13 protein-coding genes are annotated in these 15,215 nt (G+C 45.4%); all 13 read right to left on the bottom strand.

The features are described from left to right. Positions 1-41 precede the first annotated feature (41 nt). Complete coding sequence (locus tag Q9O24_02870) at positions 42-1,103, bottom strand: hypothetical protein (protein MDQ7074098.1); 1,062 nt, start codon at positions 1,101-1,103, stop codon at positions 42-44. Between the two features lie 24 nt (positions 1,104-1,127). Next, positions 1,128-2,096 (bottom strand): phosphate ABC transporter substrate-binding protein PstS family protein, encoded by a 969-nt coding sequence (locus tag Q9O24_02865; GenBank protein ID MDQ7074097.1) that lies wholly within the window; start codon positions 2,094-2,096, stop codon positions 1,128-1,130. Between the two features lie 109 nt (positions 2,097-2,205). Continuing rightward, positions 2,206-3,519: a phosphate regulon sensor histidine kinase PhoR gene (phoR, locus tag Q9O24_02860; GenBank protein MDQ7074096.1), complete on the bottom strand. Its 1,314-nt coding sequence runs from the start codon at positions 3,517-3,519 to the stop codon at positions 2,206-2,208. Further along, positions 3,519-4,208: a phosphate regulon transcriptional regulator PhoB gene (gene phoB / locus Q9O24_02855; protein ID MDQ7074095.1), complete on the bottom strand. Its 690-nt coding sequence runs from the start codon at positions 4,206-4,208 to the stop codon at positions 3,519-3,521. Before phoB ends, phoR begins: the two co-directional genes overlap by 1 nt. A 70-nt stretch (positions 4,209-4,278) precedes the next feature. Beyond that, on the bottom strand, positions 4,279-4,986 hold the full coding sequence (locus Q9O24_02850) for a SprT family zinc-dependent metalloprotease (protein ID MDQ7074094.1): 708 nt from the start codon (positions 4,984-4,986) through the stop codon (positions 4,279-4,281). After that, positions 4,983-8,264: an HsdR family type I site-specific deoxyribonuclease gene (locus tag Q9O24_02845; protein MDQ7074093.1), complete on the bottom strand. Its 3,282-nt coding sequence runs from the start codon at positions 8,262-8,264 to the stop codon at positions 4,983-4,985. Before Q9O24_02845 ends, Q9O24_02850 begins: the two co-directional genes overlap by 4 nt. 69 nt (positions 8,265-8,333) lie before the next feature. Further along, positions 8,334-8,864 (bottom strand): transposase, encoded by a 531-nt coding sequence (locus Q9O24_02840; GenBank protein ID MDQ7074092.1) that lies wholly within the window; start codon positions 8,862-8,864, stop codon positions 8,334-8,336. A 54-nt stretch (positions 8,865-8,918) separates the two neighbouring features. Next, on the bottom strand, positions 8,919-9,416 hold the full coding sequence (locus Q9O24_02835; protein MDQ7074091.1) for a restriction endonuclease subunit S: 498 nt from the start codon (positions 9,414-9,416) through the stop codon (positions 8,919-8,921). A 701-nt stretch (positions 9,417-10,117) separates the two neighbouring features. After that, entirely contained in the window at positions 10,118-10,441 is a 324-nt protein-coding gene (locus Q9O24_02830) for a helix-turn-helix domain-containing protein (GenBank protein MDQ7074090.1), read from the bottom strand. Positions 10,442-10,453: 12 nt separating this feature from the next. Continuing rightward, positions 10,454-10,816: a hypothetical protein gene (locus Q9O24_02825; protein MDQ7074089.1), complete on the bottom strand. Its 363-nt coding sequence runs from the start codon at positions 10,814-10,816 to the stop codon at positions 10,454-10,456. Positions 10,817-11,017: 201 nt separating this feature from the next. Beyond that, on the bottom strand, positions 11,018-11,338 hold the full coding sequence (locus tag Q9O24_02820) for a hypothetical protein (protein MDQ7074088.1): 321 nt from the start codon (positions 11,336-11,338) through the stop codon (positions 11,018-11,020). After that, positions 11,331-14,060 (bottom strand): class I SAM-dependent DNA methyltransferase, encoded by a 2,730-nt coding sequence (locus Q9O24_02815; protein MDQ7074087.1) that lies wholly within the window; start codon positions 14,058-14,060, stop codon positions 11,331-11,333. The genes Q9O24_02820 and Q9O24_02815 overlap by 8 nt, the downstream gene beginning before the upstream one ends. Positions 14,061-14,128: 68 nt before the next feature. Then, positions 14,129-15,196, bottom strand: a complete 1,068-nt coding sequence (gene nadA, locus Q9O24_02810) for a quinolinate synthase NadA (protein ID MDQ7074086.1) — start codon at positions 15,194-15,196, stop codon at positions 14,129-14,131. Positions 15,197-15,215 lie beyond the last annotated feature (19 nt).

Here is a 15,215-nt window from a genome sequence, read left to right as displayed (position 1 = left end):
AAAGCCCTCACAAGTGAGGGCAAAGAGGAGTTAATAGCCTATTAAAATTTAACTACGCTGTACAAACCCACGCGATCTTTTGTTTCTGTTTCCCCCGTAACAAACCCCGCTTGATCTGTATTGGCGTGATCCACAGCCAGAGAAAACCGCACCTGCTTGTTGTAAGCATACTCAGCCCCCACCACATAACGACTCTCTTGCTCGGTCACACTCACGCCGCTCTGATCGGTGTCGGTCTGTTCAAAACGGGCAAACGCGCCCCATTTATTAAGCTTCAACCACCCCCAGGCAATCACCCCAATATCCGTGCTGGTAACGGAACCCGCCACCTTTTCGTGATTCACATACCCAACACCAATGCGATACGCAGCACCGCCAAAGGTGGCCAAGGTTTGCAGCGTGGTTTGCTTCGGTGCATCCAGCACGCCTAATTTTTTATGCCCCAAATAACCATCGCGGTAATTGGCATCCAGCGTCAACCCTTTCACAGGATAAATTCCGACCCGCATATTGAGATCCATTGTCTGTGACGGTGAAATTTTGCTGTACCCCGCACCGTTCACCATTGCCACATCGTAGGAGAGAAAACCCGCACCCAACTTACCCGCCAAGGCCACACCGGCATCGGCAGAACTGTCAAATTTTTTCCGATCAACGTAACTTTTGGAAACGTAACGGTGTTTAAATAATTTATCCTCATACCCAACCCAAGGTGTAGCAATCACACCCAAACGAAGCTGAGCTTCTCTGGCAAGTTTGCCTTTCAGATAGGCTTTTTTAACATAAAGGCGCGTCTGCTTGCTGCTCAAATTGGTATCCACCGTCGCATCACTGGTGAAGCCCAAACTCCACACCGGATCAATTTTATACTTTAAAGCAAAATACGCTCGATCCAACGAAACCCCTATTGCCTCTTTACTGGTAACGCCGTTTTTTTCCGCACGTTGCTGAGCGAGCCCCAAAAAGAGCTTGCTGCTCAATTTTAAGCGCCCATTATCACTGTTCGCCACATCAACACCACCTGCCATCGAGGTTGCTGATGCCACGACTAACACCAAGGCACTCAGCACAGACACACTGTTTTTCATCATTTTTTTAGCCATGTTTTCATCTCCATCCGCACTGAATTAGTGTAATTTATGCAAAATTTTCTGCACCACTTTGGCAGGCAGAGGAATGTAACCGTCTTTCAATACCACGCCTTGACCCTCCTTAGAAAGCACCATTTTAATAAATTCGCGCTCCAGAGGTGGCAGGGGTTTGTTGGGGTGTTTATTAACGTAAACGTAAAGGAAGCGCGCCAATGGATAACGCTTATTGATCGCATTTTCTGGACTGGCCACAATAAACTCACCGCCTACTTTTTTAGCCAAAGGCACTGCGCGCACACCGGATGTTTTATAGCCGATACCCGAATAACCGATGCCATTCAAAGACGAGGAGACCGATTGAACCACTGAAGCCGAACCGGGCTGCTCATTGACCCCATTTTTATAATCGCCTTTACAGAGGGCTTTTTTCTTAAAATAACCGTAGGTACCGGAAACCGAGTTACGGCCGTAAATTTGCACTCGGCGTTGCCGCCATGAGCCACTCAAACCCACATCCCCCCATTTTTTAACCTCTTTCGCCGCACCGCATTTGCGAGTGCTGGAAAAAATAGCATCCACATCAGCAATGCTCATGCCCTTGATGGGGTTGTCTTTATGAACATAAACCGCCAAGGCATCAATGGCCACCGGAATGGCGGTGGGTTTATAACCGTAGCGCTTTTCAAAGGACGCCAGCTCTTTGTGCTTCATCTTGCGACTCATCGGCCCTAAATTGGAGGTCGCCTCTGTCAAAGCCGGAGGCGCAGTGGAAGAACCCGCCGCCTGAATTTGAATGTTCACATTGGGATAATAACGCTTAAAGCCTTCGGCCCACAGGGTCATCAAGTTCGCCAAGGTATCTGACCCCACACTGGAAATGCTGCCAGAAACACCGCGACTGATGCTGTAATCCGGCAAAGCCGGATCCACCTTAACCCCCGCCAACACGGGGGTTGCCAAACAAAAACTGGCACCGAGCGCCGCACACACCGTTTTCATGAACATTGAGAACACCTTCTTGTTTAATGAGTCTGCAAAAGTGTGCGCCACACAGATGACAACACGATAAATATTATGTGAACAAATTGTGACAGAACACCGAACGGCGATCTGATTATGCACGACCACCCAGCGCTGCAAGTGCAGAAACCCGCTCAGCAGAAAAAGAACACGCAAACGTACTGCCCTTACTGCGCTGACTCTCCACTTCCAGATAAGAGCCGTGGCGCGCCAAAATGTGCTTCACAATGGAAAGACCCAACCCCGTGCCGCCTTTATCGCGTGAACGACCGGCATCCACACGATAAAAACGTTCCGTCAAACGGGATAGATTCTGCGCTTCAATACCCACGCCCTTATCCCGCACAGAAAACCGCGCAGCCTCACCTTCAGCGCACCACTTCACAAAAATACGGCACCCCTCAGGAGTATGCTGAACGGCGTTATAGATCAAATTGGAAAACAGACTGTTCAGCTCCGCCCGATTGCCCAACAACCGCAGCGGTTGGCAAGAGAGCTGAATCACATGCTGACGCTGAGCGCTTAAACGACGTGCGTCTTCACAGAGAGACTCCAACAGCACCGGCACATCCAACCACTCTTCCTGTAAATCCAAAGGCTCCATTTCCAAACGGGAAAGCGTCAACAAATCATCCACGATCTCCTGCATACGCAGGGTTTGACGCTGAATCGCTCTCACGCCCTGTTGACTTTCAGCGGGCAAGGGATCGTCATTCAGCGCTTCAACGTAACCTCGAATCACCGTCAACGGCGTTCTCAATTCATGGGAGACATTAGCCACAAACTCACGCCGAACGCTCTGCAAACGCTGAAAATCACTAACATCACGCACCGTCAACAGATGCCCTTCATCAAAAGGCACAATACGAATGTTAAGCTCCACTTGATTCATAACAGGAGAAGGGATATCCAAACTGTGACTGAAATCCCCCCGATGAATGTAATCATGAAAGGCCGGATCACGAATCAAATTATCAATGCGTTGACCGTGATCATGAGGGTTTTGAATGTTTAACAAGTGTGCAGCAGCCTGATTGGCCCACTCAATTTCACCGTGGTTGTGCAACACAATAGTGGCATCGGGAATCGCCTCCAAAGAACGATGAAAGCGTTTCAACACTTTTGCCAAGCGCTGCTTACGCAGCCGATTTTTCTGCTGGGTTTGATACATCTGCTGAATCAGATGTTCCCACAACCCTTTAGATTCAGGGGTTTGTTTTAACTTTCCTCCCTCAACCAACCAACGATTCACTTTATACAACTGACGTAGATTCCAAGCGATATAAAACAACAACGCCAGATTCAAAGCCCAAACACCGTCACCCAATAACCACAGCAAAAACAGCCACAACAACATCAACCACAGCAGCTGCTTTTGCAACTCAGCTCGCCAAACAGAGACATTCATTACGTCTGTTTCGAAAAACGATAACCTGCGCCTCGAACCGTCTGAATCAGACCATCCAAATCAAAAGGCGAAAGCACTTTACGCAAACGTAAGACATGAACATCGACGGTGCGCTCTTCTACGTAGGTACTCTGTCCCCAGACCTGATCCAACAGTTGGCTGCGACTGTAAACCCGTTCCCTATGAGACATAAAAAAGCGCAGTAATTTAAATTCAATCGGTCCCAGTGAAACCGGCTTATCCTCCACCAACACACGATGAGAACGCCGATCCAAACTCAAGCGTCCAACCCGCAACACGCCGTCATCCGATTGCCCCGTGCTGCGCCGCAACAACGCGTGAATGCGCGCCACCAGCTCTTTGGGAGAAAAGGGCTTAGTAACATAATCGTCTGCACCGGCGTTCAGACCATGAACTTTGTCGTCCTCCTGCACCCTTGCGGTCAACATAATAATGGGGATCTCAGCACTCAACGGCTCTTTTTTAAGCCGCCTTACCAGCTCAATGCCACTCACATCGGACAGCATCCAATCCATTAAAATCAGATCCGGCACCCGATGAGCAACACTGGCAAACAGACTCTGAGCGCTGTCCGCCAGCGCAACATCAAACCCCGCACGGTTCAGAGTAAAGCTCAGCATCTCCTGAACAGCGGTTTCATCTTCAACCACAAGTAAATGGGTCAGCATGACGGTCATTCTCAAACAATCGTAAAAAAACCATTAAAACCGAAAAGTATGACGCTTTTATGACAGGCCACTAAAGATCCATGTAAGCGCCGTTTGTTTTTAACCAACTTTTTCGTTCACGGTAATCAGGCATCACCTTATCCACTTCATTCCAAAAAGCATCCGTATGATTGCGTTGATGTATGTGGCAAAGCTCATGTACAACGATATAATCTATTATTTTCGGCGGGGCCATCATGCACTTCCAATGAAAAAGCAGCGCATTATTTCTACTGCAACTGGCCCAACGATAATTCATCTCTTTTATCTTAACCGTAGCCGGTTCAACCCCCACCTTAGCCGCAAGGGATGCCACCCGCTGCCTGATACGCACCAAGCCTTTGTCAACATAGTAGTCTTTAAAAGCATTTTTAGCAGCAGCAGCCCCCCCTTTTTCTATAAGGTCGCGCCGCAAACAAAAACGCCCTGCTTTTAGTTTTAGGCTACTCTCCTGCTCACTCACCAAGGACAAACGATACAATCGCCCAAGGTATAAAAAGGTCTCACCATTGACCCATTCACGCATAACTGCGGTTGCATTTAGTTCTCGCCATGCAGCAAGGTTTTTGTAAATCCAGAGGCGTTTACTGTCAACGACGGCATCCACTTGTTCAGGGCTGTAGTCCAACGGCGGGCGCACCACAACAGAGCCATTACGTTCAATCACAATATCCGTTGTTTTTCGATCACGACCGGCTAACAACTGATAATCAATGTCTCTTATTCGCCTTACCTTCATACGGGCTTAGCCTCAGACATCCCCCGAACAAGTTCATCATGACGGTTCTTTGCCAGCTTCATAATCTCAATCGCCACACGCTCACGGTTTTTCTTAAGCTCATCAATATTCGTTAGCATTAACGCGGTTTTAATGTCACTGCGGGTTTTCTTTTGTTTATCCGCATTACGCCAAAAATCAATACTGCCAATGCTGTTTTGCACTATTTCAACAATGGCCTCCATCAGCCCCTTCATTTTAGATTTAGCATTGTCTGGTACTTCACCATTCTCAAAGGTTTCATTCGCAATATGTTCATAGAAGGTCGTCGCTTCTTTGCTCATACCTTCTTCACCCGCTTTACGACCTTCAAGAGCCACAGTGCGCAACTTTTCCAGTGCTTCGGCTAATTTCACCCAATCTTCTTGGTGTTGATCAATTAGGTTCTCCACCTTCTCCGCTAAACTTTTATAAAACTCAGGGTCTTCGTCATTATGAACCGTACAGTGTTTCCGAATCGCGTGTTCCATCTCACTGGCTTTAGCAGCTGCATTACCTTGCGCATGTCTATTTAGGTTTTCTATAAAATTATCGGCCAGCAACTCAATAGGAGCCACTTTTGGATCAATACCTAAACTGATTAAATGCTCATTAATTAAGTTTTTAACCTTTTCACCTGCATCGCCAAGACTCAGGCTGGTATCTTTGTAGCGTTCTTTTGCAACACGCAATATGTAAGCAAAACGCTTTGCCGGTATACGATAAGGCTGGGCTGATTGATGCGGAAGAACAATATCCATACTCATTAAGAACTTTTTCAAATACACGTCGAAGTCAGCACGAATTCTTTCATTTTTTAATAGTTTTACTGCTTCATGTACGACTGCCGCATCTAATTCAATCGTTAACAACTTACCTTGTACGTAAGCCTCAACTTGTGCAATTTTGTTTTTGCTAAATAATTGCAGCAACCGCTGATAACGCTCTTCTAGTACGGGCATTTCGGAACTGATATTTTTTAAACCTTGCGCCAATTCTTGCAGCTCATCGGTCTCAGAATACAAGCTCAATGCCGTCGTTAAGTTTTCTGTTAAGCCAATATAATCAACCACATAACCCCTATCTTTACCTTTTTTGACTCGATTGGTACGCGCAATGGCTTGCAGCAAGGTATGTTCTCGAATTTTTTTATCTATGTACATCACTTGTTCTATTGGCGCATCAAAGCCAGTCATTAACATGTCGCAAACAATAAGAAAGGCTATCCCTGTGTACGATTTGTCTGGATCATCTATCGCAAAAGAACGACAAAAATTATCAACCGCATTCCATGCCTTTGCCTGTTTTCTTGCTGCGGTAATATACGCCGCCTCATTGGTTCCATCACCTGAGATAACAACGGCAGCTTTGAGAAAAGATACCTTTTTAATCAGCTCTTCATTGGGTTCAGACTCTAACTTTAAAACGTTTACACGCGCTTCAAGTTCTTTGGCTATTGCAGCTTGATAACGAACCGCCGCCAGCTTTGAATGACAGACTACTTGCGCCTTAAAACCATTTGGTAATATCTGCTCGATATAGTGATTAACCATATCTTTGGCAATTGCATTTATGCGTTGTTCCGCCTCTAAAATATCGCCAGTCGCGCCGTATTTCTTTTTAATCGCCAACAGCTCTTCATCACTTCGATCTTTAAACAGATTTTCAAACTCTGCTTCAAAGCCCGCTTTATCATTTAGGGCAGAATCTGCCGTGCGCCCTTCGTATAATATCTGCAAGGTTGCACCATCATTAACCGCATCCATCAAACGATAAGTATCAATGTAATCGCCAAAACGTTTTTTAGTTTTCTTTTCACCGTGCCGTTTAGTGATTAAAGGCGTTCCGGTAAAGGCAATGCGTGCCGCATTGGGAAAGGCTTCAAAAATGTTATCACCCAAATCCGAGCTTTGCGTGCGGTGAGCTTCATCTATCATCAACACAATACGCGATGACTCATTCACCACGCCAAAGGTTTTATTGTTAGGCATAGCCTGGTAAGTACCCAACGCCTCAGCGACTTTGAGCGGTAAATTTTCATCACGCAACTGAAACTTGTGCATCATCACCATATTAATGTCTGAACGGTCAGTCGATAGGTCTTCGCGCAGGCTTTTTTTGCTGTTGATGATGTTGACACGCCCACCAATAAGCGTGGCTGTTGCGGCCAGTTGATTTTCTAAATTCACACGGTCATTAATTAATATTATTTTGTAATCCTTTAAATCTCTTGAAACTCGAAGCATTCGCGCAACAAATACCATGGTTAAACTTTTACCTGAGCCTTGGGTATGCCAGACCACACCGCTTTTTTCTAGCGCGTTTTGACCCTTGCGTAAGCGCTCAATGATTTTATTCGCCGCACGAAATTGTGGGTAACGACACACGACTTTAATGCGCGGCCCAGCGCCTGTGTCCATAAATACGGTTGAGGTCCGTAATATATTAAGCAGGTTGGTTTTATTCAACATGCCACAAATCAGTTGTTGCTGTTGATTCATGCCTGCCACACTCGCATCACCTGACTTTATCTCGGGCAGCGGCCACTGCGTTTTCCAGGAAAAGAAATGCTCAACACCCGATGTAATCGTTCCATAGTCCGCCTCTAGGCCACAACTTCTAATCAGCAGCATCACGCTATGAAAAAGTCTGGGTTCACCTTCTTTCAAGCCTTGCTGTTGTGTCGCCTTGCGCTGATTCATATACCGCTGAAGTTGCTCAAAGGCTTCTCGCATGGGGTTGGCGCAGGTTGTACCGCCTTTTTTGCACTCCACCACAATCAGCGGCAAACCATTTACAAACAAGACAATATCAGGAATGATGAACTGCTTGACACAACTGGGCGTATCAAGTCGGAATTGATTGATCACATGGAAGGTATTTTTTTCAGGCTGATCAAAATCAATCAGTTTAACAACGGGGTCTTGCTCCCCGGTCACCTCATTAACATCTACCTGAGATTTAAACAGCAGTTTTTGAATGGCTTCATTGGCTTCTAATAACGTACGGTTAGGCTGGCGTAAAATTTGATCGTGCAAATCATGCAGCTGTTTTTTGGTAAGCCACTCTTCACCTGTATTGGTGGTGTTAATCGCTGAAACGGCCTTTTCAAATACATCCGGCAACAACCATTGACGGAAGTTTTTACGTAAGCTTTTGCTGGGGTCTTGCGGAATGTCCTGGCCTTGATCAACACTGATCCAACCCAGTGATTTTAATTGCTGTAGAAAGGGCTGTTCGACTTCAGTGTATTCAGACATGTTATATACTAACTTGTTGTAAACGCTCTGTCTCGTTCCCACGCTCCCGCGTGGGAATGCATACCGTACTTACCATTGCCTGCAAACCTCCAGTAATCCCTGCTGCCCCGAATAATCTCTGGCACTGGAATAGCGCCAATGCTCGGCTTTATCTACATAACCCCGTTTTACCGGGTTATGATGAATATAATCTATTTTCTGCCTCATCATCTCATCGTTTTGAATCAGTTCAGGATGTACACCTTCTTGCCAAAACTGATAAGCACGGTCAATTTTGTGGGCTTTTTTATAAAAAGCTAACTGCTCTAAAATTTGTTTTACATTGTTTTCAGAAAGATATTGAATTATTTTCTTTGCCGTATAGGATTTATAGCGGGCAATGTCACGATCCAATGCCTTGCTTTGCACAATAAAATGGCAATGGTTTTCTAACACAACATAGGCATACACTTTCAAGCCCTCTTTAGATAAGAATTTTAATGCTTCCAATAAAATACTGACGGTTTCAGATCGTGTAAAAACAGGAATCCAATGTAATACCGTTAGGGTGATAAAGTGAGGCTGTTCAGGATCGGTTATTTTGTATCGACTTCTACCCATTAGTTAAGCTCCGTATGCATTCCCACGCGGGAGCGTGGGAACGAGGACAAACCTTCACTCTTGATAGTCATTAGTCACTCCATCATCTATGGTTACAGGAACTTTACCGGTGAGGAGATCGTGCATTAGGCCAGATTTTTGATATGTTAATTTTTGATAATTATCTTTTAACCCGAAAATATATGTATCTATAGATTTTAGTTTTCCGCCTATAACTACTTGTTCGCCTAAGTCAATTGGTGCTGAAATTTTCAACCTTTTAAAATATGGAAGACCAATAGTAACAATAGTGCTTCCCATAGCAATATTTTCAAACATACGTTTTTTAAATTGGAGCCAATAATAAAGAAAATGGTTGTCCATTTTGGCACCACAACGCCAAGCCATAAAATGCTGACTAACCGCCATTGTTTCCGTCGTAATGGCACTTTTACCTACACCTGCGTCTCTGGTCATGACCACCATACCTTTTTGGTATATAACAGCAGATGAATTTTGAATGCCTATATTATTAATCGTTGCATAAGTTTTCGCATAATATATTTTATCCATTAATTTAATGCCTTTCCAATATATAGCGTGTTTTTCAGTTTGAAAAAACTTTTGATTAACGATCTGGATTTTTGTATAGAACACAAGATAGATCGAAAGCTTTTCTTCATTGCCTCTTTGCTGGTGATTGGCAACTTGGATAAACGAGACTTAGCATGATTCCAGACCTGTTCATCTGGGTTTAATTCCGGAGAATATGCCGGTAAAAAGCCATCGTAATCTCTCCTTTGGGTGACCCCTTTTGACTCGCTACAAAGGCTTGTGTCTCTTTGCTATGGTGATATTTTGCGTTATCGACAATAACAACAATGGAACGTCCTGAATCGCCTCGAAGTTGCGTTAGAAACTGGGTGAATCGTGCGGAATTCATTCGTTTTTCAATGAAGCTGAATTTCATGTCTCCTCGCGGTGTGATACCACTAATCACATTGAGACCAAAACGACCTCCACTGTCTTTGACAACCGGTGTTTCTCCTATCTTCCCCCAAGTGAGTCCTCGATGTGAATCACTTCGAATGGAGGCCTCATCTACAAAGTAAATGATCGCATTGCGTTTTTTAGCATCTTGTACAACATCGGGAAAAGTACACTCAAGATAATGCTCTATCTTTTTGGATCCTGCTTGTATGATTTATAAATAGGACGTTGTGGACTCAAGCCAAGGTGCCCCAGCAAGCGGCTAACCGAGCTTTTGCTCAGTGTCACACCTCTTTCAGAAAAAGTAATTCTCGAATAATATTGAGCGTCCATAAACAAAACTCAAATTTGTAGTTGAGAGGGTTTCCCATTGTAATGGCGTCATACAGCCATTTCATGTCATCAGCTGACACTTTCCTTTTTCTACCACTTCTTTTGCCTTCTTTAAGAGCATCCCAGCCACCGCTACGATAGCGAGACAACCAATCAAACAGGGTTCGTTTCGGTAAATTGTAAATCCGAGAAACCACATGAATGGATTCATTGCGAATAATGATAGCCTCTACCACATCTTTTCTTTTTTGACTGCGTATTTCTGATTTATTCATCAGGTAATTATATCACGCGAGAATATATGCAACAATTAATATATAGAGATTATCCAGCCGCCTTGAATCAGACAAAGAAATCCATTTCACTCCACCATTCCAATACTCAGGAAAATTTTTATTCGGGGTATGGCCGCTTCCACGCTCAGTAAGATTATCCAAAAGATCGTAGCCCCAATCTTTTGGAATCCAGCCAGTCGATGTTTCTTGATACAACTCGGGTGCTTGTTCTCTGGGTGGGCGGAGTTTGCCATCGGCGGTGATGCCTCGGGTAAACAGGTCGTGCATTAAACCGGCTTTTATTTGCTGGTATTTTTCAATCAGGGCTTCGGTTTTTTCGATGGTTTGGTCGATGGTTTGTAAGAATTTCAGCAATTCTCTTTTGAATCTCACGATACTTTAGGGTATCATCAGCCTATATTCGCTAGCAATCCTTGGCTTATAACTTGCTTAACTGGTTGTGGCCGCTGTACTGATCAGCTAACTTCTATTATATACGTCTGACATGGTCAGAGTAATATATCAAATACATTAACCAACTGACTATCGGCTCTAGAGATATCAACTTTTAACACATCAGCTGACTGTTACACAGCGCTGATCCTCATTTGGGAATAAACAAGCTCGTCCTATGGGGTCAGGCATTCTTGCAATCAGAATATCTTCTTTCTTTAACTCAGTGCATCGTAATTTACTGAATTGAATATTATTCATATATCGATTTGATCTATTTAGAAAGACTCCATCACCTATGTCTCCCAATTGAATTAAGCGAGTATTACCTTCTTCATCTTGGTCTTTACTTTCAACCCAGTCACCGTCACAAAACAGCGAGTTTTTGCCTACAAAATTCTTTATTGGATATTTTTCCCACCCTAGAGGTAATTGTTCACTCATACCCCAACTCCACCATAAACGCCTGTAATTTCTTAGAAGCATCATCACGTTCAGCTTCAATGGTCTTGGCGGTGACTGCGTATTTGCTCCATAAATTCTCAATCGCTTTAATACAAGCGCGTTGATCTGCGCGTAAATAAGCTTGGTAGGTGTTCATCAGCACTTGCCGTAAACGTTCAATAATGACGGTTCTGGCTTCATCGTTATTGATTTTGGCACGCGCACTTTCGACCAGTTCATCGCGCTTGCCTTCTATGGCTTTGATAGTGACGTTGAGTGCTTTCATTTCATCTTCAAGCATTTTATGGCGCTCTAAACTTTTGCTGATCGTTTCTGCTCGCCCAAAAGCCAATTGTCCTTGGGTTATTGCGTCTACAATTTGATTAGCGTATTCGGATTGATGATTAACCTCTGTGGCTAAGTCAATGATACGTTGACCATTTTCAAACTGCGGGTCTTTTTGCGTGAATCCTTCAGTGCAAAAACTACCTTTTTTGTTGCCTTTAGGTAATAACTCTGCGCCTTTAATTTCTATGAATAAATTACCAGCAAGCGCTTTTAGTGTTTTAAGCTGTGCTTTCCATTCGGTATTGGCTTTTTTAAGATCGTCTTTTTTATTTTTTACTTCTTCACCGGCCATTACGCCGCTCTCTTCTGTGTCTTCAAAATCGTCTTCACTGGCGGCGACAAACAAAGCTTGCAGTTCGGCTAAACGTGCTTGCGCTTTCTCCAGCTCTGCCAGCACTGCTGGAAACTGGCTTTGCAATATCTCTTGATCAGGAATTAACTCTGCTCCCCAACCACTGGCGGCAATGGATTTGAAATCGGCTTTCAACAGTTCAACGTAATTGGCAAACGCACCGCGCACCTGTGACGGGGTGAGTAACCGTTGCTCAGCCAACTCTAGGGCAATGCTAGTGAGCAAGCTACTGCGCATGTGGTAAACATTACCGGATTGTTCGTGTTGATTTTCTGGGTCGGGCGCTAAGGCTTCAACAATCGGCAGATTTTTTTGCCACCAGTTTTCAAGTTGCTGCATTAGCTCTGCATGGCGAGTGGTTACGCCTTGATGCGTGCTAACAAAATCAGCAATGTCGCGTTTTTCATTGATAACCGGCGCTACATCGAGATAGGTTTCGTCTCTTGCTACAAAACAGTCTGCTCGTAAGTCTGGATAATTAGACCAAAAATGCTCAAGGCTATCCACTTCAATAATCGGCACACCCCCGTGTAAATGGGCGCGCACATCATGCGGTTCTGGTGGTGGGGCGTTATCCACATAGCGGCGAATATTACAGTTGTATTCCTCAGCGGCAATTTCTGCCTTAGGTACGCGACGGGCGTAAGCGGGAATATCATCACCGGAACGATAGGCATGAATTATTTTGTCTATGTCTTCCGGGCGTAAATGGTTTTGTGCTTTGCCTTCACGGTATTCACGGTCGGCATTGATAAACAACACATGCTCACGTTCCGTGGCTCCTTGTTTATTCATCACCAAAATGCAAGCAGGAATGCCGGTGCCGTAAAACAGGTTACTGGGTAAGCCAATAATGGCTTCCAGATACCCCTGCTCAATAAAATGTTGGCGCGCAGCTCGTTCTTCACCCCCCCGAAACAACACACCGTGGGGCATAACGGAGGCTAAGCGACCGTCATGTTTCAATACCGCCAACATGTGTTGCACGAACATCAAATCGGCTTTTTTGCCTTTCTCTGGCATCATCACGGGGAAACGCCCTGGAAACTTTAAATCTTTTTTAATGTAGTTTTGGCTAAAAGGCGGGTTGGCTAACACACGATCAAAGCGTTTGAGTTCGTTATTTTCATCGGAATGCTGCGGATCACGCAGGGTATCTTCCTGACGAATATCCGCATGAGAAATGCCGTGCAGCAACATATTCATTTTACAAATTGACCATGTGGTGCCGATTTTCTCCTGACCAAAAAGAGCTATTTCATCGGCACTCCTGCCATTTTCTCTCAGGTAGTTGTGCATTTGAATCAGCATACCGCCAGAGCCAACCGTTGGATCATAAACGCTCATGCCTTCTTGTGGATCACAAATCTCGACACAAATACGTACGACTTCTGCGGGGGTATAAAACTCACCGGCTTTTTTACCAGCAGAATCAGCAAAGTACTTTATCAGCCATTCGTAAGCGGCACCCAATAAATCGGGAAATTCAAAGTCTTCATCCCTGAGTGGGATGTTTTCAAAATTGGTAACAAAATCCGCCAGCGTGTCATCATCAAGTGTGCGCTGGCCAATTTTTTTGTTGAAATTAATGCCTTTCAAAACATCTTGCAACGCATCTGGATTCGCGTCTTCTATCGCTTCCAGTGCTTTATTCAGCTGCGTGCCTACGTTTTCCTTGACGTGTTTTAGCGCGAGGTGCTGAAGCGTTTTTGTTGCGCCATTTTCAGTGACCTCTTCAGCCCAAGCGTGATTCCAACGCGCCCGCTCTGGAACAAAAAAGTACTTGCCTGAATAATTATCCGAGTCACTCAATGTCTCTTCAATGTCTTCGGCGGACATGCCCTGTGCAGCAAGCTCTATTTTCATCTCTGCTTGGCGCTGATCAAACAGATCACTGGCACGTTTGAGAAACAACATGCCAAAGATGTACTCTTTGTATTCAGACGCATCCATACTGCCGCGCAAATCATCACAGGCAGTCAGTAATAAACCCTCTAATCGCGCCAAGGTTAATTTGAACATTTGTTTTTATTCCTATTATTGTTCTGTTTTTTTCAGACAACGCCTTGCTTGCCGCTTAAACTCAACCTCTACTTTCGCACCGAACGCCCAAACTCCACCATCCGTTGCACCGAACGATGCGCCGCTTGGCGCACCTCTTCATCAATCACAATTTCATTCGCGCCCGTTTCCAAACTGTGCGCCAAGTTTTGCAAATCGTTCATCGCCATCCACGGGCAGTGAGCGCAGCTGCGGCAGGTTGCACCCGCCCCACCCGTGGGCGCATCAATCAATTTTTTGCCGGGAGCCGCCTGCTGCATTTTATAAAAAATGCCGTTATCGGTGGCCACAATAAAGGTCGGATTCGGCAAGCTTTTTACCGCGTCGATCAACTGGGTGGTAGAGCCCACCACATCCGCCATCGCCACCACCTCTTGGGGGGATTCGGGATGGACTAAAATCGCCGCCTCAGGGTGCAGCGCTTTTAGACGATGCAGCGCCCGCGCTTTAAATTCATCGTGAACAATACAGGCTCCCGGCCAGATCACCATCTCGGCACCCGACACCTTTTGCACATAACCGCCCAGATGTTTATCCGGTGCCCAGAGAATTTTTTCCCCCAGATCGTCCAGATGACTGACCAACTTTAAAGCGATACCCGAGGTCACCACCCAATCGGCCTGCGCTTTGACCTCCGCGCTGGTGTTGGCGTAAACCACCACGGTGTGCTCAGGATATTGGGCGCGAAATTGAGCAAACTCCTCCGCCTGACAGCCCTCATCCAGCGAACAAGTCGCTTCTAACGTGGGCATCAGAACTCGTTTTTCAGGGTTGAGAATTTTGGCTGTCTCGCCCATAAAACGCACCCCCGCCACCACCAAAGTGGTGGCCGGATGTTCGTTACCAAACCGCGCCATATCCAGTGAATCAGAGATGCAACCGCCGGTCTCTTCGGTCAATTGCTGAATTTCAGCACTGGTGTAGTAGTGCGAAATCAGCACGGCATTGTGCGCCTTCAGCAGTTGTTTGATATGGGCAATCAAGGCCTGCTGCGCTTCTTCGCTTAAGGCCGTTTGAGCTTTTAGAATTTCTTCGGTACGCGGTGACGATTGATACAGATCGTCGTACAACGACGGCTGTGGGCTGAGTACCGGCATGGTGAACTCCTGACACGGA

Source organism: Gammaproteobacteria bacterium (assembly GCA_030949385.1).
Classification (GTDB): domain Bacteria; phylum Pseudomonadota; class Gammaproteobacteria; order JAUZRS01; family JAUZRS01; genus JAUZRS01.
This window is presented reverse-complemented; position numbering and strand designations above follow the sequence as displayed.

Excerpts from the sequence above, each read along its gene's own strand:
- Q9O24_02870 (MDQ7074098.1), bottom strand. The coding sequence starts at position 1,103 with ATGGCTAAAAAAATGATGAAAAACAGTGTGTCTGTGCTGAGTGCCTTG.
- Q9O24_02865 (MDQ7074097.1), bottom strand. The coding sequence starts at position 2,096 with ATGTTCATGAAAACGGTGTGTGCGGCGCTCGGTGCCAGTTTTTGTTTG.
- phoR (MDQ7074096.1), bottom strand. The coding sequence starts at position 3,519 with ATGAATGTCTCTGTTTGGCGAGCTGAGTTGCAAAAGCAGCTGCTGTGG.
- phoB (MDQ7074095.1), bottom strand. The coding sequence starts at position 4,208 with ATGCTGACCCATTTACTTGTGGTTGAAGATGAAACCGCTGTTCAGGAG.
- Q9O24_02850 (MDQ7074094.1), bottom strand. The coding sequence starts at position 4,986 with ATGAAGGTAAGGCGAATAAGAGACATTGATTATCAGTTGTTAGCCGGT.
- Q9O24_02845 (MDQ7074093.1), bottom strand. The coding sequence starts at position 8,264 with ATGTCTGAATACACTGAAGTCGAACAGCCCTTTCTACAGCAATTAAAA.
- Q9O24_02840 (MDQ7074092.1), bottom strand. The coding sequence starts at position 8,864 with ATGGGTAGAAGTCGATACAAAATAACCGATCCTGAACAGCCTCACTTT.
- Q9O24_02835 (MDQ7074091.1), bottom strand. The coding sequence starts at position 9,416 with ATGGATAAAATATATTATGCGAAAACTTATGCAACGATTAATAATATA.
- Q9O24_02830 (MDQ7074090.1), bottom strand. The coding sequence starts at position 10,441 with ATGAATAAATCAGAAATACGCAGTCAAAAAAGAAAAGATGTGGTAGAG.
- Q9O24_02820 (MDQ7074088.1), bottom strand. The coding sequence starts at position 11,338 with ATGAGTGAACAATTACCTCTAGGGTGGGAAAAATATCCAATAAAGAAT.
- Q9O24_02815 (MDQ7074087.1), bottom strand. The coding sequence starts at position 14,060 with ATGTTCAAATTAACCTTGGCGCGATTAGAGGGTTTATTACTGACTGCC.
- nadA (MDQ7074086.1), bottom strand. The coding sequence starts at position 15,196 with ATGCCGGTACTCAGCCCACAGCCGTCGTTGTACGACGATCTGTATCAA.